A 26,328-nucleotide genomic window follows, 5' to 3' on the forward strand; every position below is an offset into this window, starting at 1 on the left:
TTATATAAAGAGAAGATCGCCGCATTACCAATGGAAGCGCAGGCCAGGGGCAGGTTGCGGTGCAGGGACTGGCGCGGCGCCAGGCGCCAGCGGCTGGGTAGCGACCACGGGTGCCGCTTCCGGCGGCAGCTCGCTGAGCTTGCCCAGGGCCAGTTGCGCGCGCAGTTGGTCGCTGCTGCCGCTGACCTGGTAGACCACCTTGTCACCGTCCACGGATTTCAGCTTGGCGTTGAAGGGTTCAAGCAGGCGGCCCAGGGTGGCGTAGTGGTCCAGGGTCATGCCTTCGACCTGCAAGCTCATGTCAGTGCTGGCACCGCCGCCGGACTTGACCACGTAGCGCGGCGCCAGGCGCTCGCTGACGGCCAGCAGCACGGCATCGGCCAGGGCGGCGGGGTCGTCGCCCTCGGCCTTGCCCTGCTCGGGGCGGTCGCCCAGATACAGGTGCCATTGGGCGCTCCACTTGCCGCCCTCCTGCTTGGCGTGCACCGCCAGCAGGCCGTCGGCGCCGTAGCGCTCGGAGGCCGCGCGCAGCGGCGTGGCGTCGCTGCCGTCGAGGGTCTTGGCGGTGCCCAGGGACTGCTCGCCCAGGTCTGCCAGCGGCAAACGCAGCGGCAGGCCACGGTGCTGGGCGGCGCGGCGCAGGGGTTCGGCGGTGGGCTGGCCGTCGCCGACCAGGTTGGCGCCGTCGGTGCCTTCGTTCAGCCACCAGGCCAGCACGCTGGGGCGGTTGTTGCCCCAGGTGGGCAGGCCGGCCTGGCGCAGGGCGTTGTCGGTGCTGGCCTGGTCGAAGTCCACGCGCAGGCTCTCGGGCGGGCCGGCCTCGTAGCCGAACTGGCTGATGATCTGCTGCGGGTCCTTGCGCACGGCCGCAAGGCCGGCGGCGCTGACCGCCTTGGGGTCGCCGGTGAGGCGCAGCACCAGGGTCTCGAGCGCGCGCTGGGTGGCGGCGTCGCGCTCTTCGGGGCTCTGGCCGCCCACGGTTTCGCGGACCTGGTAGAGGTTCTTGACGGTTTCGGCGTGAGCGGCCAGGGCGAACACCGACAGGCAGCCGACTAAAAGGTAGTTACACAGACGCATGGAAGATTCCCGACGGGCAATAAGCGGACTGAGGCTTGTGACCACAGTTTCAAGCAAAACATTCAAGCCGCCCATTGAAGTTTTCGTAATGCGCCTACTATAGCTGCTAGATCCCCCCGCCACGACACCGAACCGGATTGTGTGGGAGCGGGCTCTGCCCGCGAAAAGCGCGCCGCAAACGCCGATGCATCGCGTTGACTACTTCGCGGGCAGAGCCCGCTCCCACGATTTCAGGCATGGATACGGGGGGGGGCGGATTAATTTTGGCCCTGCCCGTCGGCCTGAGGATGGCCGCACAGGGGCAAGCCTGATAAAATCGCGCGCCTTCGCAGACCAACGACGGTTGGCCGATTGGAAATACCCGGCAACGGTATTTCCGGGCAGCCCGCCGCTTGCGGTCGATTTTTCGAATCCCTCCCTCTAAAGGCCTGGATCATGAGCAAGCAACCCTCCCTGAGCTACAAGGACGCCGGTGTAGACATCGACGCCGGTGAAGCATTGGTCGAACGCATCAAGAGCGTCGCCAAGCGTACTGCGCGTCCTGAAGTCATGGGCGGCCTGGGCGGTTTCGGCGCCCTCTGTGAGATCCCGGCCGGCTACAAGCAGCCTGTCCTGGTCTCGGGCACCGACGGCGTGGGCACCAAGCTGCGCCTGGCACTGAACCTGAACAAGCACGACAGCATCGGCATCGACCTGGTGGCCATGTGCGTCAACGACCTGGTGGTGTGCGGCGCCGAGCCCCTGTTCTTCCTGGACTACTACGCCACCGGCAAGCTGAACGTGGACACCGCCGCCCAGGTAGTGACCGGTATCGGCGCTGGCTGCGAACTGTCGGGTTGCTCGCTGGTAGGCGGCGAAACCGCTGAGATGCCAGGCATGTACGAAGGCGAGGACTACGACCTGGCCGGCTTCTGCGTGGGCGTGGTCGAGAAGGCCGAGATCATCGACGGCTCGAAAGTCGCCACCGGTGACGCCCTGCTGGCCCTGCCATCGTCCGGCCCGCACTCCAACGGCTACTCGCTGATCCGCAAGATCATCGAAGTGTCGGGTGCCGACATCGAGAACACCCAGCTGGACGGCCAGCCACTGACCGACCTGCTGATGGCCCCGACCCGCATCTACGTCAAGCCCCTGCTCAAGCTGATCAAGGACACCGGCGCCGTCAAGGCCATGGCCCACATCACCGGCGGCGGCCTGCTGGACAACATCCCGCGCGTGCTGCCAAAAGGCGCCCAGGCCGTGGTTGACGTGGCCAGCTGGCAGCGCCCGGCGGTATTCGACTGGCTGCAGGAAAAAGGCAACGTCGACGAGCACGAAATGCACCGCGTGCTGAACTGCGGCGTGGGCATGGTCATCTGCGTGGCCCAGGAACACGTCGACGTGGCCCTGCAAACCCTGCGTGACGCTGGCGAGCAGCCATGGGTCATCGGCCAGATCGGCGTTGCCGCCGAAGGCGCTCCACAGGTCGAGCTGAAGAACGTCAAGGCACACTGATGCACGAACAGATGCCCGCACGCTGTAACGTAGTGGTGCTGCTCTCCGGCACCGGCAGCAACCTGCAGGCCCTGATCGATAGCGTGAACCAGCAGGCCGGGACCCACCCGGCCCGCATCCGCGCGGTGATCTCCAACCGCGCCGATGCCTACGGCCTGGAACGCGCCCGCCACGCCGGTATCGACACCGCCGTGCTGGACCACAAGGCGTTCGAAGGCCGCGAAGCCTTCGACGCCGCGCTGGTCGAACTCATCGACGGCTTCAGCCCCGACCTGGTGGTGCTGGCCGGCTTCATGCGAATCCTGAGCCCAGGCTTCGTGCGCCACTATCAAGGGCGCCTGCTCAATATCCACCCTTCCCTGCTGCCCAAGTACAAAGGCCTGCATACCCATCAGCGCGCCATCGAGGCCGGTGATGCCGAGCATGGCTGCAGCGTGCATTTCGTCACCGAGGAACTCGATGGCGGACCACTGGTCGTACAGGCAGCAATACCGGTACAGTTGGACGACACGCCGGTCACCCTGGCGCAGCGGGTCCATGCCCAGGAACACCAGATCTATCCGCTGGCCGTGCGCTGGTTCGCCGAAGGACGCTTGCGTCTGGACGCCCACGGTGCATTATTGGACGGCAAGCCCCTCGGGGCCAGCGGTCACTTGATTCGACCCTAGGAGATTTTATGCGTCGTGCCCTGCTGTTCTGCGCCGCGTTGCTGGCTTTGCCGGTACACGCTGCCGACCTGAAGCCCTTCACGGCCAGCTACACCGCCGACTGGAAACAGCTGCCCATGAGCGGCACCGCCTCGCGCAGCCTGGAAAAAGGTGCCAACGACACCTGGACCCTGAGCTTCAAGGCCTCGATGATGATTGCCAGCCTCACCGAGGAAAGCACCCTCACCGTCGACAAGGACGCGCTGCTGCCCAAGACCTACCACTTCGAACGTGGCGGCCTGGGCAAGCCGAAGAAGACCGACCTGGACTTCGACTGGTCGCAGAAAATGGTCACCGGCACCGACCGTGGCGACGCCGTCAAGGTGCCGCTCAACCGCGGCATGCTCGACAAGTCGACCTACCAGCTGGCCCTGCAGCGTGACGTGGCCGCCGGCAAGAAGAGCATGAGCTACCAGGTGGTGGACGGCGGCGACGTCGACACCTACGACTTCCGCGTGCTGGGCACCGAGAAGGTCGACACCAAGGCCGGCCAGGTCGACGCCATCAAGGTGGAGCGCGTGCGTGACCCCACGCAGAACAAGCGCACCACCGTGCTGTGGTTCGCCAAGGACTGGGACTACCTGCTGGTTCGCCTGCAACAGGTCGAGACTGACGGCAAGGAGTACAACATCATGCTGCAGGACGGTACCGTTGATGGTCGTTCGGTGAAAGGTAGCTGATGGTGTAGCCCCCGGACGCGGCCTTTGGCCGCTGCTACAGGCCTGTTCGCGGATCAACAAAAAGCCCCGCTGTCGTGAGACAGCGGGGCTTTTTGTTGAAGCGCAGGGCTATCAGGCGTTTTCGCCGGCCTTGGCTTTCTCGGCAGCGGCCTTGATCAGCGTCTGCAGCTCGCCGTTGGCGAACATTTCAGCAACGATGTCGCTACCGCCAACCAGCTCGCCGGCAACCCACAGCTGTGGGAAAGTCGGCCAGTTGGCGTACTTTGGCAGGTTCGCACGGATTTCCGGGTTCTGCAGGATATCCACATAAGCGAATTTCTCGCCGCACTGCATCACGCACTGCGACGCCTTCGACGAGAAGCCGCACTGCGGGGCGTTCGGCGAGCCTTTCATGTAAAGCAGAATGGTGTTGTTGGCAATCTGCTCTTTAATCGTTTCGATGATATCCATGGAGCACCTCGGCTTAGCTTTCCGACTCATAGGTCGACACGGTGACGCATTGTAACGGAAACCCGAGCGGCGCGCTCGGCCTTGCCGATGGAGCCGTTCACGCCGCCGCCACCCGCACCGGCACGCCGTTCAGCGCCGCATTGCCGGAAACCTGGTCCAGCACCCGTTCGTCGGTCAGGTCGTTGGCACTGGCGCCGGGCTGGGCCTGGGCGATTTCCAGGCGCACACCATGGCGCGCGTGGCCGAAGCCGTGGGGCAGGCTGACCACCCCTGGCATCATCTCCAGGCTGCCCAGCACCTCCACCTCGACGCTGCCCACCCGCGACGTCACCCGCACCCGCTGGCCGTCCGCCAGGCCGCGGGCGGCCAGGTCATCGGGGTGCATCAGCAACTGGTGGCGCGGCTTGCCCTTCACCAGGCGGTGGTAGTTGTGCATCCACGAATTGTTGCTGCGCACGTGGCGGCGCCCCACCATCACCAGCTCATCGGCGCCCGGCATGGCTTGCGCGGCGAAGCGCTGCAGGTCTGCCAGCAGCACCGCTGGCGCCGCCTGGATGCGTTGACCGGGGGTTTTGAGGCGCGCCGCAAGGTTGGGCTGCAGCGGCCCCAGGTCGAGGCCGTGGGGGTGCTCGGCCAGGGCCGCCAGGGACAGGCCCCACGGCCCGGCCTGCAAGCCACGGTCGATGAGCTGCGCCGGTGGCCAGGTGGGCTTCAGGGGCTTGCCGGCACGGGCGGCAAAGGCCTCGGCCAGGCCGACGAAAATCTCCCAGTCGTGCAGCGCGCCGTCGGGCTTGGGCAGGATCGCGCGGTTGAAGCGGCTGACGTTGCGCACCGCGAACAGGTTGAAGGTGGTGTCGTAGTGGTCATTTTCCAGCGCCGAGGTGGACGGCAGGATCAGGTCGGCGTAGCGCGTGGTCTCGTTGATGTACAGGTCGATGCTGAGCATGAACTCCAGGCCATCGAGGGCCTGTTCCAGCTGCCGGCCGTTGGGCGTGGACAGCACCGGGTTGCCGGCCACGGTGATCAGCGCCCGCACCTGCCCTTCGCCTGCGGTGAGCATTTCCTCGGCCAGGGCCGACACCGGCAACTCGCCGCCGTACTCGGGCAGGCCGGAGACGCGGCTTTGCCAACTATTGAAGTGGCCGCCGCCGGTGTTGGCCACCAGGTCCACCGCCGGCGTGGTGCACAGGGCGCCGCCCACGCGGTCGAGGTTGCCGGTGACCAGATTGATCAGTTGCACCAGCCAATGGCACAGGGTGCCGAACGCCTGGGTAGAGACGCCCATGCGCCCGTAGCACACGGCCTTGTCGGCGCCGGCGAACGCCCGCGCCAGCCCGCGGATGTCCGCTGCGGCCACGCCACAGCGCGGGCTCATGGCCTCGGCGCTGAAGCCGGCGATAGCCTCGCGCACCGCCTGCAGGCCATCCACCGGCAGGTGGCTGGCACGGGTCAGCCCTTCCTCGAACAGGGTGTTGAGCAGGCCCAGCAGCAGCGCCGCATCGCCACCGGGGCGAATGAACAGGTGCTGGCTGGCCATGGCCGCAGTCTCGCTGCGCCGCGGGTCGATCACCACCACCTTGCCGCCACGGGCCTGGATGGCCTTGAGGCGCTTCTCCACGTCCGGCACGGTCATGATGCTGCCGTTGGACGCCAGCGGGTTACCGCCCAGTATCAGCATGAAGTCGGTGTGATCGATATCCGGGATGGGCAGCAACAGCCCGTGCCCGTACATCAGGAAGCTGGACAGGTGATGGGGCAACTGGTCCACCGAGGTGGCCGAATAGCGGTTGCGGGTCTTCAGCAGGCCCAGGAAGTAGTTGCCGTGGGTCATCAGCCCGTAGTTGTGCACGCTGGGGTTGCCCTGGTAGATCGCCACGGCGTCCTGGCCATGGCGTTGCTGCAGGTCCCACAGGCGCGTGGCAACCATGTCGAAGGCTTCCTGCCAACTGATCGGCTGCCATTCGCTGCCCGTGCGCAGCATGGGCTGGCGCAGGCGGTCGGGGTCGTTCTGGATGTCCTGCAGGGCCACGGCCTTGGGGCAGATGTGGCCGCGGCTGAAGGTGTCCTGGGGGTCGCCCTTGATCGAGGTGATGGTCAGATGCCCGGCGTCGTCGGCCTGGGTTTCGATGTTGAGGCCGCAGATGGCCTCGCACAGGTGGCAGGCGCGGTGGTGCAGGGTCTTGGTCATGGCCAGTCTCGTCCAGGCAGCGGTAGCCGACTATGGAACGATAGTACCCGGTGCACCAGCACGCTTGGCGCGCTGAATCGGCCGGCATCAGGCCAGCCGATGATGCTCAGTTGGCCGGCAGGCCGGGGGGCGGTGCCTGCAGCTGGATCTCCACCACGGTCTCGACCTCTTCCTGGCCGATGGGCACGCCGGTCAGTTCGCCGATCAGCTTCCAATGCTCGTCCAGCCCGCCACTGATGGTGGCCATGCGGTCGATCATGCGCCTGGCGGCGCTGGCGGTGACCTCGTCATCGCTGCGCAGCAACTCGAACGACATGGACGTCATCGAAGCCGTCAGGTGCGTGAGCGTGCGCGCCGTCAGGCCCAGCAGCTCGAGCAGTTGTTGTTCTCTGGAATCCATTCACCCTCTCCGCGTATCGTGCAGGATACAGTCGTGTACCCATGGCTGGCAGTGTACGAAATGCGCACTGCGACGGCCAGCCGCAGGTTGATACCTGAGACAGGGTTAACGCTAGACAATTCCGGGCACGATTGCCAAGGGAACCGACGGGGGTGTAAAAAGCAGGGCCGGACGCTTGCGCACACGGCTTTTGAGACATGCCCTGAAACACTGTCCGTGATCGGAATATGAAACACATATTGGCGAGACGCGACATTTAATTATAAGATCGCGTCTTCCCTAATTTCGTCGCCGCGTGCGGCTTTCGCCGCAGGCCTCTCTCGTTTTTTTCAAAAGCTGGTCACGAGTGCTGCGGTACGTTGCAAAAAGGTAGTCAATGATGAGCGCAAGGCACTTTCTCTCCCTGATGGATTGCACGCCCGAAGAGCTTCTCAGCGTCATCCGTCGAGGCATCGAGCTCAAGGACCTGCGTAACCGCGGCGTGCTGTTCGAGCCGCTGAAGAACCGGGTACTGGGCATGATTTTCGAGAAATCCTCGACCCGTACCCGCCTGTCGTTCGAGGCCGGCATGATCCAGCTCGGCGGCCAGGCCATCTTCCTGTCCCCGCGCGACACCCAGCTGGGCCGTGGCGAGCCGATCGGCGACTGCGCCATCGTCATGTCGAGCATGCTCGACGCGGTGATGATCCGCACCTACGCCCACAGCACCCTGACCGAATTCGCCGCCAACTCGCGCGTGCCAGTGATCAACGGCCTGTCCGACGACCTGCACCCCTGCCAGCTGCTGGCCGACATGCAAACCTTCCTGGAACACCGCGGCAGCATCCAGGGCAAGACCGTGGCCTGGATCGGCGACGGCAACAACATGTGCAACAGCTATATAGAAGCGGCCATCCAGTTCGACTTCCAGCTGCGCGTGGCCTGCCCCGAAGGCTTCGAGCCCAACCCGCAGTTCCTGGCCCAGGCCGGCGACCGCGTGCAAGTGATGCGCGACCCCAAGGCCGCCGTGGCGGGCGCCCACCTGGTGAGCACCGACGTCTGGACCTCCATGGGCCAGGAAGAGGAAACCGCGCGCCGCCTGAAGCTGTTCGCGCCCTACCAGGTCAGCCGCGCGCTGCTGGACCTGGCCGCCGACGACGTGCTGTTCATGCACTGCCTGCCCGCCCACCGTGGCGAGGAGATCAGCATGGACGTGCTCGACGACCCGCGCGCCGTGGCGTGGGACCAGGCCGAGAACCGCCTGCACGCACAGAAGGCGCTGCTGGAGTTCCTGGTGGCCCCGGCCTACCGCCCGGCATGAGCCAGCCGTTGCTGGCGCTGCACCACCTGGCCTGCGGTTACCAGGGCCAGGCGGTGGTCGCCGACCTCAGCCTGCAGCTGCAGGCCGGTGACATCGGTTGCCTGCTGGGCGCTTCGGGGTGTGGCAAGACCACCACTCTGCGCGCCATCGCCGGCTTCGAGCCGGTGCACCAGGGCGAGATTCGCCTGGCCGGCGAGGTCATCTCCCGGCCAGGTTTCACCCTGGCCCCGGAAAAGCGTCGCCTCGGCATGGTGTTTCAAGACTACGCGCTGTTCCCTCACCTGACCGTGGCGCAGAACGTGGCGTTCGGCATCCGCCAGCACCCGCGCCAGGCCCAGGTGGTCGACGAGATGCTCGAGCTGGTGAACCTCACCGGCCTGGGCGCGCGCTACCCTCACGAGCTGTCCGGTGGCCAGCAACAGCGTGTGGCCCTGGCCCGCGCGCTGGCGCCGCAACCGCAGCTGCTGCTGCTGGACGAGCCGTTTTCCAACCTCGACGTGGAGCTGCGCCGACGCCTGAGCCAGGAAGTGCGCGACATCCTGAAAAGCCGCGGCACCAGCGCGATCCTGGTCACCCATGACCAGGAAGAGGCGTTTTCGGTGAGCGATCAGGTCGGCGTCTTCCAGCAGGGGCGGCTGGAGCAGTGGGACACGCCTTACAACCTTTACCACCGCCCGCAGACGGCCTTCGTCGCCAGCTTCATCGGCCAGGGTTACTTCCTGCGCGGCACCGTGAGCGGCGCGCAGTCGGTGCACACCGAACTGGGCGAGCTGCACGGCGACAGCGCCAGCGCCTGGCCGCGCGGCAGTGCCGTGGACGTGCTGCTGCGCCCGGACAACATCGTGCACGCCCCGGACAGCCCGGTGCAGGCACGCGTCACCGGCAAGCGCTTCCAGGGCGCGGCCACGCTGTACCAGCTGCAACTGGGCAGCGGCAGCCAGGTGGAGGCGTTGTTGCCCAGCCACCTGGCCTGCGAGCCTGGCCAGCACATCGGCATTCGCCTGCGCAGCGAACACCTGGTGATGTTCGCCGCCGCTTGACTCAGGCCCGGCCGATGTCGGCGAACACCCCGCGGGTGTGTTCCGCCAGCAGGGCCGGCGCCAGCTCCACTTCCAGCCCTCGGCGCCCGGCGCTGACGAACATCGTTGCCAACGGCTGCGCCGACTGGTCGATGAAGGTCCGCAGGCGCTTCTTCTGCCCCAACGGGCTGATACCGCCCAGCAGGTAGCCGGTGGAGCGCTGGGCGGCGGCCGGGTCGGCCATCTCGCACTTCTTCACCCCGGCGGCGTGGGCCAGGCCCTTGAGGTCGAGGGTGCCAGCCACCGGCACCACGGCCACCAGCAACTCGCCCTTCTCGCTGCTGGCCAGCAGCGTCTTGAACACCTGGGCCGGGTTGAGCCCCAGCTTTTCCGCCGCTTCCAGGCCGTAGGAAGCCGCCTTGGGGTCGTGTTCGTAACTGTGCACGTGGTGTTCGGCACGGGCCTTTTTCAACAAATCCAACGCCGGGGTCATGTTCACTCCTGTGGCGGGGGCGGAAAATACTGCCGCGTAATGTAACAGGCACCCGATCCACGGCGCACCACTATCCGTAGCCGCTGCCGAAGGCTGCGCTGGCCGGATGCCCCGCCGAAGATCCGCGGCGAACACGCGGGCCAGCGCAGCCTGGCGGCAGCGGCTACGCCAGAGTGCGATATACCGGCAAATGACTCCCCACCAGCACCGCCCAACCCCCGCCAGTCAGTTTCTGAATCATGGTTCATTTTCGACCTTTGACATAATCGTTTCTTGTCTATATTTTTTCGTTTCTGAATATCGCAAACCCTAGACCAGTTTGCGCACGCAACACATCCGCCGGTATGGGGTTTTACCGGTGGGTGCATGACTCGAGCGCCCGAACGGCGCCGCACAACAACAAAAAAGGTGTCAATGATGACGACTGCTCAGCAACAACCTGCGTTGTCCGGCCAGTGCATGGCCGAGTTTCTCGGAACCGCCCTCCTGATCTTCTTCGGCACCGGCTGTGTAGCGGCGCTCAAGGTGGCGGGCGCCAGCTTCGGGCTGTGGGAAATCAGCATCATCTGGGGGGTGGGCGTCAGCATGGCGATCTACCTGACCGCCGGGGTGTCCGGCGCGCACCTGAGCCCCGCGGTGAGCATCGCCCTGTGCGTGTTCGCCGGCTTTGAAAAACGCAAGCTGCCCTTCTACATCCTGGCCCAGGTGGCGGGCGCGTTCTGTGGCGCAGCGCTGGTGTACACGCTGTACAGCAACCTGTTCTTCGATTACGAACAAGCCCACCACATGATCCGCGGCAGCCAGGAAAGCCTGGAACTGGCGTCGGTGTTCTCCACCTACCCGCACCCGTCGCTGTCCACTGCCCAGGCGTTCCTGGTGGAAATGGTGATCACCGCCATTCTCATGGGCGTGATCATGGCCCTGGGCGACGACCAGAACGGCCTGCCCCGTGGCCCGCTGGCGCCGCTGCTGATCGGCCTGCTGATTGCCGTGATCGGCAGCTCCATGGGCCCGCTGACCGGTTTTGCGATGAACCCGGCGCGCGATTTCGGGCCCAAGCTGATGACATTCCTCGCAGGTTGGGGCGAAATAGCCTTTACCGGCGGGCGTGACATCCCGTATTTCCTGGTGCCGATCTTCGCCCCGATCCTGGGTGCCTGCCTCGGCGCGGCCATTTACCGCGGCCTGCTGGCCCGCCACCTGCCCGCCGCCGCACCTGCTGGCGAAGCCGCCACCGACAACACCGGGAGCAAGGTACAGGCGTCCTAGACCAGCGCCCCGAGTACCTTGAGCCGTATTCCCGACTTTTACTTTTCTTGAAAGGCCATTGCCATGACAGACCTTCAGAACAAGAACTACATCATCGCCCTGGATCAGGGCACCACCAGTTCGCGCGCGATCATTTTTGACCGCGACGCAAACGTTGTCTGCTCCAGCCAGAGCGAATTCCCCCAGCACTACCCGCAGCCGGGTTGGGTCGAGCACGACCCCATGGACATCTTCGCCACCCAGAGCGCGGTCATGGTCCAGGCCCTGGCCAAGGCCGGCCTGCACCACGACCAGGTAGCCGCCATCGGCATCACCAACCAGCGCGAAACCACCGTGGTGTGGGACAAGCACACCGGCCAGCCGGTGTACAACGCCATCGTCTGGCAGTGCCGCCGCAGCACCGAGATCTGCGAACAGCTCAAGCGTGACGGCCACGCCGAGTACATCCGCGAGACCACAGGCCTTGTCACCGACCCGTATTTCTCGGGCACCAAGCTGAAGTGGATCCTGGACAACGTCGAAGGCGCCCGCGAGCGCGCGCAGCAAGGCGACCTGCTGTTCGGCACCGTCGATACCTGGCTGATCTGGAAATTCTCCGGCGGCAAGGTGCACGTCACCGACTACACCAACGCCTCGCGCACCATGCTGTTCAACATCCATACCCTGCAATGGGATGACAAGATGCTGGACGTGCTGAACATTCCGCGCGAAATGCTCCCGGAAGTGAAAGGCTCGTCCGAGGTCTACGGCCGCACCAAGAGCGGCATCGCCATCGCCGGTATCGCCGGCGACCAGCAGGCCGCGCTGTTCGGCCAGATGTGCGTGGAGCCCGGCCAGGCCAAGAACACCTACGGCACCGGCTGCTTCCTGCTGATGAACACCGGCGACAAGGCTGTGAAGTCCAAGCACGGCATGCTCACCACCATCGCCTGCGGCCCACGCGGCGAAGTGGCCTACGCCCTGGAAGGCGCGGTGTTCAACGGTGGCTCCACGGTGCAGTGGCTGCGCGACGAACTGAAGCTGGTCAACGACGCCTACGACACCGAGTACTTCGCCAGCAAGGTCAAGGACAGCAACGGTGTGTACCTGGTGCCGGCCTTCACCGGCCTGGGCGCTCCGTACTGGGACCCCTACGCCCGTGGGGCGCTGTTCGGCCTGACCCGTGGCGTCAAGGTCGACCACATCATTCGTGCGGCGCTGGAATCCATCGCCTACCAGACCCGCGACGTGCTCGACGCCATGCAGCAGGGCGCCGGCGAACGCCTGAAGGCCCTGCGCGTGGACGGCGGCGCGGTGGCCAACAACTTCCTCATGCAGTTCCAGGCCGACATCCTCGGCACCCAGGTGGAACGCCCGCAAATGCGCGAAACCACTGCCTTGGGCGCCGCCTACCTGGCCGGCCTGGCCGTGGGCTTCTGGGGCAGCCTGGAAGAGCTGCGCGGCAAGGCGGTGATCGAGCGCGAGTTCGAACCACAGCTGGACGAGGCCGCCAAAGAGAAGCTGTACGCCGGCTGGCGCAAGGCCGTGGACCGCACCCGCGACTGGGAACCCCACGAAGAAGCGTGATGCATAACCCGTAGCCGCTGCCGCCAGGCTGCGCTGGCCCTTGTCCACACTGGAGATATTCAGTGAATTCAGAGGCCAGCGCAGCCTGCGGCAGCGGCTACGGTTCTGTGTGGGGCCGCGCGGGTGCTAGCACCCGCACCCTTCCTGCGGCATGATGGGCGAATTTGCCCCGGCAGCCAAAGGAAGCCCAATGAATCTGCCTCCACGCCAACAACAAATCCTCGAACTGGTGCGTGAACGCGGCTACGTCAGCATCGAAGAGATGGCCCAGCTGTTCATCGTCACCCCGCAGACCATCCGCCGCGACATCAACCAGCTGGCCGAACTCAACCTGCTGCGCCGTTACCACGGTGGCGCCGCCTACGATTCCAGCATCGAAAACACCGCGTACGCCATGCGTGCCGACCAGATGCGCGATGAAAAGCAACGCATCGCCGAAGCCATCGCCGCACAGATCCCCGACCACGCCTCGCTATTTATCAACATCGGCACCACCACCGAATCCATCGCCCGCGCCCTGCTCAACCACAACCACCTGAAGATCATCACCAACAACCTGCACGTGGCGTCGATCCTCAGCGCCAAGGATGACTTCGAGGTGCAGCTGGCCGGTGGCAACGTGCGCCGTGACGGCGGCGTGGTGGGCCAGGCCAGCGTCGACTTCATCAACCAGTTCAAGGTCGACTTCGCCCTGGTGGGCATCAGCGGCATCGACGAAGACGGCAGCCTGCTGGACTTCGACTACCAGGAAGTGCGCGTGTCGCAGGCCATCATCGCCAACGCCCGCCAGGTGATATTGGCCGCCGACTCCAGCAAGTTCGGGCGCAACGCCATGGTGCGCCTGGGCTCCATCAGCCTGATCGACTGCCTGGTGACCGACAAGGCGCCGGTGCCGGCGCTGCTGCAACTGCTCAACCAGCACAAGATCCGCCTGGAAGTCGTCTAACCCCCCGTAGCAGCTGCCGAAGGCTGCGTCCCAAGCACCTCCGCGAGGCCCCAGGACGCAGCCTGCGGCAGCTGCTACGGGTGCGTTCATGTTCGGTAATTTTCATTTCGAGGCCATTCGATCAGTTTTTTCAATCGAATTCGACTGGCCTGTGCCTTCCTGTTGCGCTACTATTTTCGGAAATGAACATTAATGTTCGATTTCAATTTCGAATAACCGCAGGAGGCCGCCATGCCCCACACCACCTTGCCCACCCCGCCCCTCGCCGAAGTCTATGATGTTGCCGTGATTGGCGGCGGTATCAATGGCGTCGGCATCGCAGCGGACGCGGCAGGTCGCGGGCTGTCGGTGTTCCTTTGCGAAAAGGACGACCTCGCCAGCCACACCTCGTCGGCCAGCAGCAAGCTGATCCACGGCGGCCTGCGCTACCTGGAACACTACGAATTCCGCCTGGTGCGCGAAGCCCTCGCCGAGCGCGAAGTGCTGTTGGCCAAGGCCCCGCACATCGTCAAGCCCATGCGCTTTGTGCTGCCGCACCGCCCGCACCTTCGCCCGGCGTGGATGATTCGCGCCGGCCTGTTCCTGTACGACCACCTGGGCAAGCGCGAAAAACTGGCCGGCTCGCGCAGCCTGAAGTTCGGTGCGAACAGCGTGTTGAAGAGCGAGATCACCCGCGGTTTCGAATACTCCGACTGCTGGGTGGACGACGCCCGCCTGGTGGTGCTCAACGCCATGGCCGCCCGCGAGCACGGCGCCCACCTGCACACCCGCACCCGCTGCCTGAACGCCCGGCGCATCAAGGGCCTGTGGCATGTGCACCTGGAGCGCGCCGACGGCAGCCTGTTCTCCATTCACGCCAAGGCGCTGGTCAACGCCGCCGGCCCATGGGTGGCGAAGTTCATCCGTGATGACCTGAAGCTGGATTCGCCCTACGGCATCCGCCTGATCCAGGGCAGCCACCTGATCGTGCCCAAGCTGTACGAAGGCGAGCAGGCGCACATCCTGCAGAACGAAGACCAGCGCATTGTCTTCACCATTCCGTACATGGAACGCTTCACCATCATCGGCACCACCGACCGCGAATACACCGGGGACCCTGCGAAAGTCACCATTACCGAAGCCGAGACCGACTACCTGTTGAAGGTGGTCAACGCGCACTTCAAGAAGCAGGTGCAGCGCGACGACATCCTGCACACCTATTCGGGCGTGCGCCCGCTGTGCAACGACGAGTCCGACAACCCGTCGGCGGTGACCCGCGACTACACCCTGTCGCTGTCGGGCGGCGCCGATGACGCGCCACTGCTGTCGGTGTTCGGCGGCAAGCTGACCACCTACCGCAAGCTGGCCGAGTCGGCCATGGCGCAGCTGGCGCCGTTCTTCAAGCAGATGAAGGGCAGTTGGACCGGCACCGCTACCTTGCCCGGTGGCGAGCAGATGACCACCCCGCAGGCGCTGGCCGAGGCGCTGGTGGCCCGGCACGGCTGGTTGCCCATGGACCTCGCCCGGCGCTGGGCCATCACCTACGGCAGCCGCAGCTGGCAGCTGCTGGACGGCGCGCAGGGCCTGGCCGACCTGGGCGACCTGATCGGCGCCAACCTGTACAGCCGCGAAGTGGACTACCTGCGCCAGCAGGAATGGGCCGTGGACGCCACCGACATTCTCTGGCGCCGTACCAAGCTGGGCCTGTTCACCACGGCGGCCGAGCAGCAGAAGCTGGCAGATTACCTGGCCAAGCCGGTCCACACACAGGCGGCGTGAGATCACACCCTTGTAGCCGCTGCCGACAGGCTGCGCTGGCCCGTGTGCACCCTGGATATCTCCTGTGTACTCGAGGGCCAGCGCAGCCTGGCGGCAGCGGCTACGGGGAATTCGCGCGCGCCCAAACCTGGTCGGCTTTCCGAATGCCCAAGGTGCCATCATTCGGCCAGCCGACCGATCAGCCTCGCCACATCCCCTTCACCAAAGTTTAATCCCCTTGCCAATCAAGGCCTTGGACCATCGTCCCGGTTTTGGCACGACTCATGCTCTACACTCTCCATCGGAATCAGCGGCACAGACTGCTGAACGAATGAGCCACCAGACGGCTCCATAAAAAAAACAAAGGTCGAGGAGACATAGATGCGCATCATTCACACCCTGTTGGGTGCAGCCATCGCTGCAGCACTGATCAGCAGCCCTGCCATGGGCGAAGAGCTGACCGGCACCCTCAAGAAGATCAAGGATTCGGGCACGATCACCCTGGGCCATCGTGACGCCTCCATCCCGTTCTCCTATATCGCCGACGCATCGGGCAAACCGGTCGGCTACTCCCATGACATCCAGCTGAAAATCGTCGAGGCCATCAAGAAGGACCTCGACATGCCCAACCTGAACGTCAAGTACAACCTGGTCACCTCCCAGACCCGCATCCCGCTGGTGCAGAACGGCACCGTCGACATCGAGTGTGGCTCCACCACCAACAACGCCGAACGCCAGCAGCAAGTGGACTTCTCGGTGGGTATCTTCGAGATCGGCACGCGTCTGCTGGCCAAGAAAGACTCGCCCTACAAGGACTTCCCGGACCTGAAGGGCAAGAACGTGGTGACTACCGCCGGCACCACCTCCGAGCGCCTGCTCAAGGCCATGAACGCCGACAAGCAGATGGGCATGAACGTGATCTCGGCCAAGGACCACGGCGAATCCTTCCAGATGCTGGAATCGGGCCGCGCCGTGGCCTTCATGATGGACGACGCCCTGCTGGCCGGCGAAATGGCCAAGGCCAAGAAGCCCGACGACTGGGCCGTGACCGGCACCGCGCAGTCCCACGAGATCTATGGCTGCATGGTGCGCAAGGGTGACCCGGCGTTCAAGAAGGCCGTGGATGACGCCATCGTCGCCGTGTTCAAGTCCGGCGAGATCAACAGCATCTACAACAAGTGGTTCACCCAGCCGATCCCGCCGAAGGGCCTGAACCTGATGTTCCCGGAAAGCGACGAGCTGAAGAACCTGATCGCCAACCCGACCGACCAGCCCGCCAAGGACTGATCCGCCCGCACCGTCTAACCTTCAATCATCCACTGGCGCCCTTGCGCCGGTGGATGGCTGCAGGTGCCCGTGAATCGCAACTCAAGGGGAGACCCTGATGAATTACAACTGGGACTGGGGCGTGTTCTTCAAGTCCACCGGCATTGGCAACGAGATCTACCTGGACTGGTACATTGCCGGCCTGGGCTGGACCATCGGCATCGCCGTCGCCGCCTGGATCATTGCCTTGCTGCTGGGCTCCGTGCTCGGCGTGATGCGCACCGTGCCCAACCGTTGGGTATCGGCCATCGCCACCACTTACGTGGAAATCTTCCGCAACGTGCCGCTGCTGGTGCAGCTGTTCATCTGGTATTTCGTGATTCCCGACCTGATGCCCCAGGGCTTCCAGGACTGGTTCAAGCAAGACCTCAACCCCACCACCGCCGCCTTCCTCAGCGTAGTGGTGTGCCTGGGCCTGTTCACCGCCGCACGCGTCTGCGAGCAGGTGCGCACCGGCATCCAGGCGCTGCCCAAGGGCCAGGAATCGGCCGCCCGGGCCATGGGCTTCAAGCTGCCGCAGATCTACTGGAACGTGCTGCTGCCCCAGGCCTACCGCATCATCATTCCGCCGCTTACCTCGGAATTCCTCAACGTGTTCAAGAACTCCTCGGTGGCCTCGCTGATCGGCCTGATGGAGCTGCTGGCACAGACCAAGCAGACCGCCGAGTTCTCCGCCAACCTGTTCGAGGCCTTCACCCTGGCGACGCTGATCTACTTCACCCTGAACATGAGCCTGATGCTGCTGATGCGCCTGATCGAGAAGAAAGTCGCGGTACCCGGCCTGATCTCCGTGGGGGGCAAGTAAATGGACTTCAGTGGCATCATTCCCGCCCTGCCCGGCCTGTGGAACGGCATGCTCATGACCCTGCAACTGATGGTCATGGGTATCGTCGGCGGCATCGTGCTGGGCACCCTGCTGGCGCTGATGCGCCTGTCGTCGAGCAAGCTGCTGTCGCGGGTGGCGGGCGCCTACGTCAACTACTTCCGCTCCATCCCGCTGCTGCTGGTGATCACCTGGTTCTACCTGGCGGTGCCCTACGTGCTGCGCTGGATCACCGGCCAGGACACGCCCGTGGGCGCGTTCACCTCCTGCGTCGTGGCCTTCATGATGTTCGAGGCGGCGTACTTCTGCGAGATCGTGCGTGCCGGCGTGCAGTCCATTCCCAAGGGCCAGATGGGCGCCGCCCAGGCCATGGGCATGACCTACGGCCAGACCATGCGCCTGATCATCCTGCCCCAGGCGTTCCGCAAGATGACCCCGCTGCTGCTGCAGCAGAGCATCATCCTGTTCCAGGACACCTCGCTGGTGTACACCGTGGGCCTGGTGGACTTCCTCAACGCCGCACGGGCCAATGGCGACATCATCGGCCAGTCCAACGAGTTCCTGATCTTCGCCGGGCTCGTCTACTTCGTCATCAGCTTCTCCGCCTCGCTGCTGGTCAAGCGTCTGCATAAAAGGTTAGCCGTATGATTTCCATCAAGAACGTCAACAAGTGGTACGGGGACTTCCAGGTGCTGACCGACTGCAGCACCGAAGTCAAGAAAGGTGAAGTGGTGGTGGTGTGCGGGCCCTCGGGCTCGGGCAAGTCCACGCTGATCAAGTGCGTCAACGCCCTGGAGCCCTTCCAGAAGGGCGACATCAACGTCGACGGCACCTCCATCGCCGACCCCAAGACCAACCTGCCCAAACTGCGCTCGCGGGTGGGCATGGTGTTCCAGCATTTCGAGCTGTTCCCGCACCTGACCATCACCGAGAACCTGACCATCGCGCAGATCAAGGTGCTGGGCCGCAGCAAGGAAGAGGCCACGGCCAAGGGCCTGAAGCTGCTGGAGCGCGTCGGCCTGTCGGCCCATGCGCACAAGCACCCCGGCCAGCTGTCCGGCGGCCAGCAGCAGCGCGTGGCCATCGCCCGGGCGCTGGCCATGGACCCGATCGTCATGCTGTTCGACGAACCCACCTCGGCGCTGGACCCGGAAATGGTCAACGAAGTGCTGGACGTGATGGTGCAGCTGGCCCACGAAGGCATGACCATGATGTGCGTGACCCACGAGATGGGCTTTGCGCGCAAGGTGGCCAACCGGGTGATCTTCATGGACAAGGGCCAGATCGTCGAAGACTGCCCCAAGGAAGAGTTCTTCGGTGACGTGAGCGCGCGTTCGGAACGTGCGCAGCAATTCCTCGCCAAGATCCTGCAACACTAAAAGCCCTGCCCGGGTGCCCTCACCGGCACCCGGCGCTGGCAGGCCCCAAGGCACTGTGATGAAATGCGACCCTGATCACTCCCGTGCGACCTCGCCTGCCCTAGCCGTGAAACCCCGTCTGATTCGCCACCTGTTCCTGCCCCCCCTGATCCTGCTGCTGACCGTGGGCCTGGGCTATGCCGGCTATCGTGCCAGCCTCTACAACGGCATCCGCACCCTGGGCGAGAGCGGCGAGCGCCAGCTGGAACTGAACGGCCGGGCGGTGGAAAGCGAGATCAACAAATACACCTTCCTGCCCAGCCTGCTGGAGCTGGAAGGCAGCGTCTCGACGCTGCTGGGCGACCCCGACGGCGAAGGCCACCGCCAGGCGGTCAACGACTACCTGGAAGGCCTCAACCGCCGCAGCCACAGCAGCGCCATCTACGTGCTGGACACCACCGGCCGGGTGCAGGCCACCAGCAACTGGCGCGACGCCAACAGCTACCTGGGCGAGGACTTGTCCTTCCGCGCCTACTTCCAGGACGCCGTGCGCGGCCAGGACGGGCGCTTCTACGGCATCGGCACGACCACCGGCGAGCCCGGCTATTACCTGGCCCACGGCCTGGAAGAGCATGGCAAGATCGTCGGCGTGGCGGTGGTCAAGGTGCGCATGGAAAGCCTCGAGGAGCGCTGGCAGAAGGCGCAGCTGGAAGCCTTCGTCAGCGACGAGAACGGCATCATCATTCTCTCCAGCGACCCGGCGCGGCGGCTGAAATCGGTCCGCCCGCTGACCCCGGACATCAAGGAACGCCTGGCCCGCAGCCTGCAGTACTACTGGTTCTCGCTCACCGAGCTGCAACCGCTGGAGCGCGAGACCCTGGCCGAGGGCGTGGAGCGCCTGAGCTTCCCCGGCCCCGCCACCCGCACCGGCAGCCCGCGCCAGGTCAGCTACCTGGCGCAGACCCGCGAGCTGAAGGACACGCCCTGGCACTTCACCCTGCTCACCCCCCTGCAGGACCTGCGCCGCGAGGCCATGGTCCAGGGCGTGCTGGTGGCGGTGGCATTCGCCTTCCTGGCGTTCCTGCTGATTGCCTGGAACGAACGGCGCAAGGTCATCGCCACCCGCCTGGCGGCGCGCGAGGCGCTGGAAGAGGCGAACAGCCAACTGGAGCGGCGCATCGCCGCGCGCACCGAGAACCTGCGCGCCAGCAACGAACGGCTGAAAAGCCAGATTCGCGAACGCCGCCAGGCCGAGGAAACCCTGCGCCACGCCCAGGACGAACTGGTGCAGGCCGGCAAGCTGGCGGCCATCGGGCAGATGTCCACCAGCATCGCCCACGAGCTGAACCAGCCGCTGGCGGCGCTGCGCACGCTGTCCGGCAACACCGTGCGCTTCCTCGAGCGCGGCGCCCTGGACACGGCCAGCACCAACCTTGCCACCATGAACCAGCTGATCGACCGCATGGGCCGCATTACCGCCAGCCTGCGTTCGTTCGCCCGCCGCGGCGAAGACCGTGGCCGCGCCTCGCTGACCCAGGCCGTGGACGCCACCCTGCAGGTGCTGGCCGCGCGCCTCAGCGACCAGGGCGTGCAGGTACACCGGCAGTTCAGCGAGGTACAATTGCCCATGGGCCAGACGCGCCTGGAGCAGATCCTCGGCAACCTGGCCGGCAACGCCCTGGACGCCTTGCAGGGCATCGCCCAGCCGACGCTGTGGCTGCAGGGCGAAACCCTGGACGATGGCCGCTACCGCCTGCGCGTGCGCGACAACGGCCATGGCGTGCCCGCGCAGACGCGCCAGCACCTGTTCGAACCGTTCTTTACCACCAAACCGGGCGAGCAAGGCCTGGGCCTGGGCCTGACGCTTTCCGCCAGCCTGGCGGCCGCCGCCGGTGGCAGCCTGGGCGCCGAGCACCCCGACGACGGCGGCACCGCCTTCGTGCTGACCTTGCCTGCACTCAATGCCCAACCGCCCACTTCACCAGTCGAGCCGTCATGAACACCTCGCTTACCGTTCTGATCGTCGAGGACGATCCCCATGTGCTGCTCGGGTGCCAACAGGCCCTGAGCCTGGAAGACATCCCGTGCCAGGGCGTGGGCAGTGCCGAGGAAGCGCTGGCGTTGATCGGCGACGACTTCGCCGGCATCGTCGTCAGCGACATTCGCCTGCCGGGCATCGACGGCCTGGAGCTGCTGAACCGCCTCAAGGCCCGCGACCCGAGCCTGCCGGTGGTGCTGATCACCGGCCACGGCGACATCAGCATGGCAGTGGGCGCCATGCGCAGCGGCGCCTACGACTTCATGGAAAAGCCCTTTTCCCCCGAGCGCCTGGTGGATGTGGTGCGCCGCGCCCTGGAACAGCGCGGCCTGGCCCGCGAGGTCAGCTCGCTGCGCCGCCAGCTGGCCGGGCGCAGCAGCCTGGAAGGGCGCATCATCGGCCGCTCGCCGGCCATGGAGAACCTGCGCGAGCTGATCGCCAACGTCGCCGACACCTCGGCCAACGTGCTGATCGAAGGCGAGACCGGCACCGGCAAGGAACTGGTCGCGCGCTGCCTGCACGACTTCAGCCGGCGCCAGCCGCAGCCTTTCGTGGCGCTGAACTGTGGCGGCCTGCCGGAGAACCTGTTCGAAAGCGAGATCTTCGGCCACGAGGCCAACGCCTTCACCGGCGCCGGCAAGCGCCGCATCGGCAAGATCGAGCACGCCAACGGCGGCACGCTGTTCCTCGATGAAGTGGAAAGCATGCCGCTGAACCTGCAGATCAAGCTGTTGCGGGTGTTGCAGGAGCGCACCCTGGAGCGCCTGGGGTCGAACCAGAGCATCGAGGTGGATTGCCGGGTGATCGCCGCCACCAAGGCCGACCTCGACGAACTGAGCCGCAGCAACGGTTTCCGCAGCGACCTGTACTACCGGCTCAACGTGGTGACCCTGGAACTGCCGCCGCTGCGCGAGCGCCGCGAGGACATCCTGCAACTATTCGAGCACTTCCTCGAACAGTCGGCCCTGCGCTTCGACCGCGAGGTGCCCGAACTGGACAGCCAGACCCTGTCGCGGCTGATGAGCCACGACTGGCCAGGCAACGTGCGGGAGCTGCGCAACGTCGCCGAGCGCTACGCGCTGGGCCTGCCGGCGTTCAAGAAAAGCGGCGCCCAGGCCGTGCCAGGGGTGGGCTTCGCCGAGGCCGTGGAGGCCTTCGAGCGCAACCTGCTGAGCGACGCCCTGGCGCGCAACAACGGCAACCTCAGCCAGGCCAGCCAGGACCTGGGCATGGCCAAGACCACCTTGTTCGACAAGGTGAAGAAATACGGGCTGTCTTGACACCGCGTTGCCTGCGGACGCGGCCTAGGGGCCGCTGCTACGCTGTAGCAGCGGCCGCCAGGCCGCGTCTGTTCCAGGCACCTCAGAACTTGTAGGCCACCGCCGTCTGCACTTCGCCCTGGTTCACCCGCCCGCGCTGGCTGACGATGCTGCTGTCCGCTGCCGAGCCACTCAGGTGCACCCACTCCACGTTGGCCAGCAACGACCAATGGGGCGCCAACGGGAATTGCGCGCCCTGGCTCAGGGTCCAGTTCTGCAGCCCGCCGCTGGCGCGGTAGGCGCCGATGCCGCTGGCCTGGGCCTCGCTGGCATCGACGCCGAAGAAGGTCTGGTTCATGCGCTGGTCGGCGAAATGCGCCACCAGTTCGGTGGCGCCGAACACCCCGCCGCCCAGCGGGTAATCCAGCTCGGTGCCCAGCCGCCCCAGCAGGCCGCCCTGGCCATGGCCACCCCCTTCAGCCCGCCCGGCCTGTGCGTATACGCGCCAGAAGTCCACCGGGCTGTACTGCACGAAGCCGCCCAGCTCGACCATGTCCGGCACATCCCGCAGGCCACGCAGGCGGTCATTGCCGTCGCGCCCTTCCACCAGGTTGGCCAGGGGCCCGGCGCTCCAGCCGTTGCCGGTCTTCAGCGCGGCCCAGGTCAGGCCTTCATCGGAGTCGATGCCGATGTTGCCCCAGGTCAGGTCCAGGTACGGCATGGGCTTGGTTTCGTAGCGGCTGCCGGAAGGTTCGCTGGGCTGGTAGGACAGGCCCACGCCGGCATCGCCGGTCAATGGCGTGGCCCAAACAGGGCTGGCCACAGCCAGGGCCAGCAACAACAGAATGCGTGACATGAAAAGCGCTCTCGATAGCTGTAGCCGCTGCCGCCAGGCTGCACTGGCCCTCGCGTTCACAGGAGATCTGCAGCGAGACTGATGGCCAGCGCAGCCTGGCGGCAGCGGCTACGGGTGTACTCAGTACGCGCATGAACGCGCACGCGAGGCTGCCGGCGCAAGCACTCATGTTCTTTGTAGCAACCTACAAAAATTGTAGCTTCGCGCTTACCAAGCAGCGCCAGAGCCCGCAGAACAAGGGCTCCACCGGGTTGGCACGCTCCCTGCTCTACCGCTGGGCAAGCGCGAACTGCGCTGCTGACCCATAGGTAACTGCAGATGATGCACTGGCATATCGTGTGTGACTTCGACGGGACCATCACCCCGAGCGATGTCATCGACAACATCCTGGATCGCTTCGCCGATCCACGCTGGGAAGCCATCGAAGCGCAATGGCTGGCCGGTGAAATCGGCTCGCGTGAATGCCTGAGCCAACAGCTGGCCCTGGTAAAAGCCCAGCCTGCCCAGCTGCTGGAATACTTCGACAGCGTCACCATCGACCCGGCGTTCACCGCCTTCGTCGAGCTGGTGCTGGAGCGCGGCGCCAGCCTGGCGGTGGTCAGCGACGGCCTGGAGCAGGCCATCGCCCGCATCCTGGCGCGCAACGGCGCGCCGCTGCTGCCGATCATCGCCAACCAGCTGCGCCAGGTCGACGCCGACAGCTGGCGCATCGTGTTCCCCCACGCCAGCGATGCCTGCCGTGCCGCTTCGGGCAACTGCAAATGCAAGTCCACGCCCGGCAGCAAACGCATCCTGGTGATCGGCGACGGCAAGTCCGACATGTGCGTGGCCGGCACCGCCGACTTCGTGTTCGCCAAGGGCAGCCTGGCCGACCACTGCGAACGCAATGGCATAGCCCACGCCCGCTTCGATTCGTTCGCCGAGCTGCCAGCCCTGCTGGCCGCCCTGCCGCAAGACACCCGCAACACCGTTCCACACCTCAATTCAGAACAGCAGGAACTCTTCCACCATGTCTAACACCCCGCGTATCACCAGCGAAGAAGACCAGATCCTTCTGGACAAAGAATCGCGCTACTGCTCGTTCGGTGACACCGTTCACTACATCGAGCCACCGCGCATTTTCAGCCGCTGCGAAGGTTCCTACGTCTACGACACCAATGACCAAGCCTACCTCGACCTGCAAATGTGGTACTCGGCGGTCAACTTCGGCTACGCCAACCCGCGCCTGAACAACGCCCTGAAGCAGCAGATCGACACCCTGCCGCAAATCGCCAGCCAGTACCTGCACAAGGGCAAGATCGAGCTGTCGGAAATGATCGCGGTCGATGCCAAGAAGAAATTCGGCATGGACGGTCGCGTGCACTTCAACGTCGGCGGTTCGCAGTCCATCGAAGACTCGCTGAAAGTGGTGCGCAACGCCTCCAACGGCAAGAGCCTGATGTTCGCCTTCGAAGGCGGCTACCACGGCCGTACCCTGGGCGCCTCGTCCATCACCTCCAGCTACCGCTACCGTCGCCGCTACGGCCACTTCGGCGAGCGCGCGCAGTTCATCCCGTTCCCGTACCACTTCCGCGGCCCCAAGGGCATGAGCAAGGAAGAGTACGGCAGCTACTGCGTGAAGCAGTTCGCCCGCCTGTTCGAGACCGAATACAACGGTGTGTGGGACCCGAAAGTCGGCCAGTGCGAATACGCAGCCTTCTACGTCGAGCCGATCCAGGGCACCGGCGGCTACGTGATCCCGCCGATGAACTTCTACAGCGAGCTGAAGCAGGTCCTGGACCAGCACGGCATCCTGATGGTGGTCGACGAAATCCAGATGGGCTTCTACCGCACCGGCAAGCTGTGGTCCATCGAGCACTTCGACGTCAAACCCGACGTGCTGGTGTTCGGCAAGGCACTGACCAACGGCCTGAACCCGCTGGGCGGCATCTGGGCCCGTGAAGAGCTGATCAACCCGGGCATCTTCCCGCCAGGTTCGACCCACTCCACCTTCGCCTCCAACCCACTGGGCACCGCCGTGGGCCTGGAAATGTTCAAGATGACCAGCGAAGTGGACTACGGGGCCATGGTCATGGCCAAGGGCAAATACTTCCTGGCCGGCCTGGAAGACCTGAAGAAGCGCTACAAGATCGTCGGCGACGTCGACGGCCTGGGCCTGGCCCTGCGCATGGAAATCTGCGGCGAAGACGGCTTCACCCCGGACAAGGCCAAGCTCGACGAAATGGTCGAGGAAGGCATGAAGGGCGACATCGAGATCGACGGCCGTCGCCTGGGCCTGATCCTCGACGTGGGCGGTTACTACAAGAACGTGATCACCCTGGCCCCGTCGCTGGAAATCAGCTACCCGGAAATCGACCTGGCCATCGCCCTGCTCGACCGCCTGCTGCACCGGGTCACCCAGAAGTGAGTGCCGCGCAGATCGATATGGGTGTTGGCGACGCCAGCTTCGTGCTCGGCAACGGCCCGGTGGCCGTGCTGCTGATCCACGGGCTGACCGGCACCCCCACCGAGCTGCGCAAGGTTGCCCAGGGGCTGGCCAAGGCGGGATACACGGTGTACGTGCCCACCCTGGCTGGCCATTGCGGGGACAACGCCGATCTGCAGGCCACCACGTGGCGCGACTGGTACGCCAGCGCGCTGAGCACCTTCGAGGGCATCCGCAAGGTGCACGAGCAGGTGTTCGTCGGTGGCCTGTCGATGGGCGCGGTCCTGTCGATGCACCTGGCCGCCCAGCGGCCAGGCGAGGTGGCGGGGTTGCTGCTGTACTCCACCACCTTGCGCTACGACGGCTGGAACATGCCCTGGGTGGCGCGCCTGACGCCCCTGTTCATGGCCTTCCCGTTCGGCGTGCACATCTGCCGCTTCAACGAAAAGCCGCCCTACGGGATCAAGAACCCGCGGTTGCGCGCCATCGTCGAGAAGCAGATGAAAGCCGGCGAGAGCGCCAACGCGGGGCTGCTGACCATGTCGGGCATCAGCGTGCGCGAACTGCACCGGTTGGTAGCCGAAGTGAAACGCGGCATGCCTACTATCAAAGCGCCGGCGCTGGTGCTGCATTCCAGCGAAGACGACATCACCAGCCGCTGGAACGCCGACTACATTGAAGCGCACATCGGCGGCCCGGTGACCAAGGTGCTGCTCGACGACTGCTATCACATGATCACCGTGGACCTGCAATACCCGAAAGTGATCAGCCTGAGCGCAGAGTTCATCCAGCTTCACGCCCCGGGCCTTGCCCAGGCATCCTGATAGCCGCATGCTCTACCCCTGTAGCCGCTGCCGCAGGCTGCGCTGGCCCTTGCGTACACTGAAGATCTCGAGCGTACGCAAGGGCCAGCGCAG

General features: G+C 65.2%; 24 protein-coding genes. 18 read left to right on the forward strand and 6 right to left on the reverse strand.

Annotation, left to right across the window (positions count from 1 at the left end):
- Positions 1-24: 24 nt before the first annotated feature.
- Positions 25-1,077, reverse strand: a complete 1,053-nt coding sequence (locus AC0Z2B_RS20605; RefSeq protein ID WP_476299046.1) for a DUF2066 domain-containing protein — start codon at positions 1,075-1,077, stop codon at positions 25-27.
- A 435-nt stretch (positions 1,078-1,512) separates the two neighbouring features.
- On the opposite strand from AC0Z2B_RS20605, the gene purM reads away from it, so the two are divergent.
- Genes purM through AC0Z2B_RS20620 form a run of 3 tightly spaced genes read left to right on the forward strand, consistent with a single transcriptional unit; the run spans position 1,513 to position 3,958 of the window.
- A complete protein-coding gene (purM, locus tag AC0Z2B_RS20610) occupies positions 1,513-2,571 on the forward strand; it encodes a phosphoribosylformylglycinamidine cyclo-ligase (RefSeq protein ID WP_027978711.1) in 1,059 nt (352 codons plus the stop codon).
- 11 nt (positions 2,572-2,582) lie between these two features.
- Positions 2,583-3,239 (forward strand): phosphoribosylglycinamide formyltransferase, encoded by a 657-nt coding sequence (gene purN, locus AC0Z2B_RS20615; RefSeq protein ID WP_476299068.1) that lies wholly within the window; start codon positions 2,583-2,585, stop codon positions 3,237-3,239.
- Positions 3,240-3,247: 8 nt separating this feature from the next.
- Entirely contained in the window at positions 3,248-3,958 is a 711-nt protein-coding gene (locus AC0Z2B_RS20620; RefSeq protein ID WP_416426232.1) for a DUF3108 domain-containing protein, read from the forward strand.
- Between the two features lie 111 nt (positions 3,959-4,069).
- Here AC0Z2B_RS20620 and grxD read toward each other — a convergent pair whose 3' ends face one another.
- The 3 genes from grxD to AC0Z2B_RS20635 all read right to left on the reverse strand — a co-directional run bounded on the left by grxD (position 4,070) and on the right by AC0Z2B_RS20635 (position 6,996).
- The gene (gene grxD / locus AC0Z2B_RS20625; RefSeq protein ID WP_158154208.1) at positions 4,070-4,408 is read right to left on the reverse strand and encodes a Grx4 family monothiol glutaredoxin; all 339 of its coding nucleotides are present in this window, start codon (positions 4,406-4,408) and stop codon (positions 4,070-4,072) included.
- Positions 4,409-4,505: 97 nt separating this feature from the next.
- The gene (locus AC0Z2B_RS20630; protein WP_476299048.1) at positions 4,506-6,596 is read right to left on the reverse strand and encodes a molybdopterin oxidoreductase family protein; all 2,091 of its coding nucleotides are present in this window, start codon (positions 6,594-6,596) and stop codon (positions 4,506-4,508) included.
- Between the two features lie 106 nt (positions 6,597-6,702).
- The gene (locus tag AC0Z2B_RS20635; protein ID WP_416426235.1) at positions 6,703-6,996 is read right to left on the reverse strand and encodes a hypothetical protein; all 294 of its coding nucleotides are present in this window, start codon (positions 6,994-6,996) and stop codon (positions 6,703-6,705) included.
- A 379-nt stretch (positions 6,997-7,375) separates the two neighbouring features.
- Between AC0Z2B_RS20635 and argF the strand changes: the two genes are divergently transcribed.
- Together argF and AC0Z2B_RS20645 are read left to right on the forward strand one after the other, a co-directional pair.
- The gene (gene argF / locus AC0Z2B_RS20640) at positions 7,376-8,296 is read left to right on the forward strand and encodes an ornithine carbamoyltransferase (protein WP_416426237.1); all 921 of its coding nucleotides are present in this window, start codon (positions 7,376-7,378) and stop codon (positions 8,294-8,296) included.
- Positions 8,293-9,336 (forward strand): ABC transporter ATP-binding protein, encoded by a 1,044-nt coding sequence (locus AC0Z2B_RS20645; protein ID WP_476299050.1) that lies wholly within the window; start codon positions 8,293-8,295, stop codon positions 9,334-9,336. The genes argF and AC0Z2B_RS20645 overlap by 4 nt, the downstream gene beginning before the upstream one ends.
- A 1-nt stretch (position 9,337) precedes the next feature.
- On the opposite strand, the gene ybaK is transcribed toward AC0Z2B_RS20645, so the two are convergent.
- Entirely contained in the window at positions 9,338-9,808 is a 471-nt protein-coding gene (gene ybaK / locus AC0Z2B_RS20650; protein ID WP_416426240.1) for a Cys-tRNA(Pro) deacylase, read from the reverse strand.
- Positions 9,809-10,225: 417 nt separating this feature from the next.
- Here ybaK and AC0Z2B_RS20655 point away from each other — a divergent pair, with 417 nt between their 5' ends.
- The 10 genes from AC0Z2B_RS20655 to aauR all read left to right on the forward strand — a co-directional run bounded on the left by AC0Z2B_RS20655 (position 10,226) and on the right by aauR (position 22,151).
- Positions 10,226-11,077 (forward strand): MIP/aquaporin family protein, encoded by an 852-nt coding sequence (locus AC0Z2B_RS20655; protein WP_476299052.1) that lies wholly within the window; start codon positions 10,226-10,228, stop codon positions 11,075-11,077.
- Between the two features lie 63 nt (positions 11,078-11,140).
- Positions 11,141-12,643, forward strand: a complete 1,503-nt coding sequence (gene glpK / locus AC0Z2B_RS20660) for a glycerol kinase GlpK (RefSeq protein WP_476299054.1) — start codon at positions 11,141-11,143, stop codon at positions 12,641-12,643.
- Positions 12,644-12,833: 190 nt separating this feature from the next.
- A complete protein-coding gene (locus AC0Z2B_RS20665) occupies positions 12,834-13,589 on the forward strand; it encodes a DeoR/GlpR family transcriptional regulator (protein ID WP_416426246.1) in 756 nt (251 codons plus the stop codon).
- Positions 13,590-13,820: 231 nt separating this feature from the next.
- Positions 13,821-15,347 (forward strand): glycerol-3-phosphate dehydrogenase, encoded by a 1,527-nt coding sequence (gene glpD, locus AC0Z2B_RS20670; protein WP_476299056.1) that lies wholly within the window; start codon positions 13,821-13,823, stop codon positions 15,345-15,347.
- A 360-nt stretch (positions 15,348-15,707) separates the two neighbouring features.
- Positions 15,708-16,613 carry a glutamate/aspartate ABC transporter substrate-binding protein gene (locus AC0Z2B_RS20675; RefSeq protein ID WP_476299058.1) on the forward strand — a complete coding sequence of 302 codons (906 nt, stop codon included), beginning with the start codon at positions 15,708-15,710 and terminating at the stop codon, positions 16,611-16,613.
- A 97-nt stretch (positions 16,614-16,710) separates the two neighbouring features.
- Positions 16,711-17,457: an amino acid ABC transporter permease gene (locus tag AC0Z2B_RS20680; RefSeq protein ID WP_416426249.1), complete on the forward strand. Its 747-nt coding sequence runs from the start codon at positions 16,711-16,713 to the stop codon at positions 17,455-17,457.
- A complete protein-coding gene (locus AC0Z2B_RS20685) occupies positions 17,458-18,123 on the forward strand; it encodes an amino acid ABC transporter permease (protein ID WP_416426250.1) in 666 nt (221 codons plus the stop codon). It begins immediately after the preceding gene.
- On the forward strand, positions 18,120-18,854 hold the full coding sequence (locus AC0Z2B_RS20690; RefSeq protein WP_416426251.1) for an amino acid ABC transporter ATP-binding protein: 735 nt from the start codon (positions 18,120-18,122) through the stop codon (positions 18,852-18,854). The genes AC0Z2B_RS20685 and AC0Z2B_RS20690 overlap by 4 nt, the downstream gene beginning before the upstream one ends.
- Positions 18,855-18,912: 58 nt before the next feature.
- Positions 18,913-20,832 carry a two-component sensor histidine kinase AauS gene (aauS, locus tag AC0Z2B_RS20695; protein ID WP_476299060.1) on the forward strand — a complete coding sequence of 640 codons (1,920 nt, stop codon included), beginning with the start codon at positions 18,913-18,915 and terminating at the stop codon, positions 20,830-20,832.
- Positions 20,829-22,151 (forward strand): two-component response regulator AauR, encoded by a 1,323-nt coding sequence (aauR, locus tag AC0Z2B_RS20700; RefSeq protein WP_416426253.1) that lies wholly within the window; start codon positions 20,829-20,831, stop codon positions 22,149-22,151. The genes aauS and aauR overlap by 4 nt, the downstream gene beginning before the upstream one ends.
- A gap of 82 nt (positions 22,152-22,233) precedes the next feature.
- Here the strand turns inward: aauR and AC0Z2B_RS20705 are convergent, their stop codons facing one another.
- Entirely contained in the window at positions 22,234-22,986 is a 753-nt protein-coding gene (locus tag AC0Z2B_RS20705) for a MipA/OmpV family protein (protein WP_476299062.1), read from the reverse strand.
- 318 nt (positions 22,987-23,304) lie between these two features.
- Between AC0Z2B_RS20705 and AC0Z2B_RS20710 the strand changes: the two genes are divergently transcribed.
- The 3 genes from AC0Z2B_RS20710 to AC0Z2B_RS20720 are packed head-to-tail and all read left to right on the forward strand — an operon-like array spanning position 23,305 to position 26,235.
- The gene (locus tag AC0Z2B_RS20710; protein ID WP_416426255.1) at positions 23,305-24,003 is read left to right on the forward strand and encodes an MtnX-like HAD-IB family phosphatase; all 699 of its coding nucleotides are present in this window, start codon (positions 23,305-23,307) and stop codon (positions 24,001-24,003) included.
- Positions 23,996-25,393, forward strand: a complete 1,398-nt coding sequence (locus AC0Z2B_RS20715; protein ID WP_027978733.1) for an aspartate aminotransferase family protein — start codon at positions 23,996-23,998, stop codon at positions 25,391-25,393. Before AC0Z2B_RS20710 ends, AC0Z2B_RS20715 begins: the two co-directional genes overlap by 8 nt.
- 17 nt (positions 25,394-25,410) lie before the next feature.
- Complete coding sequence (locus AC0Z2B_RS20720) at positions 25,411-26,235, forward strand: alpha/beta fold hydrolase (RefSeq protein ID WP_473006897.1); 825 nt, start codon at positions 25,411-25,413, stop codon at positions 26,233-26,235.
- The last annotated feature ends 93 nt before the right edge of the window (positions 26,236-26,328 follow it).

Source organism: Pseudomonas sp. GYB4201, from assembly GCF_056312595.1.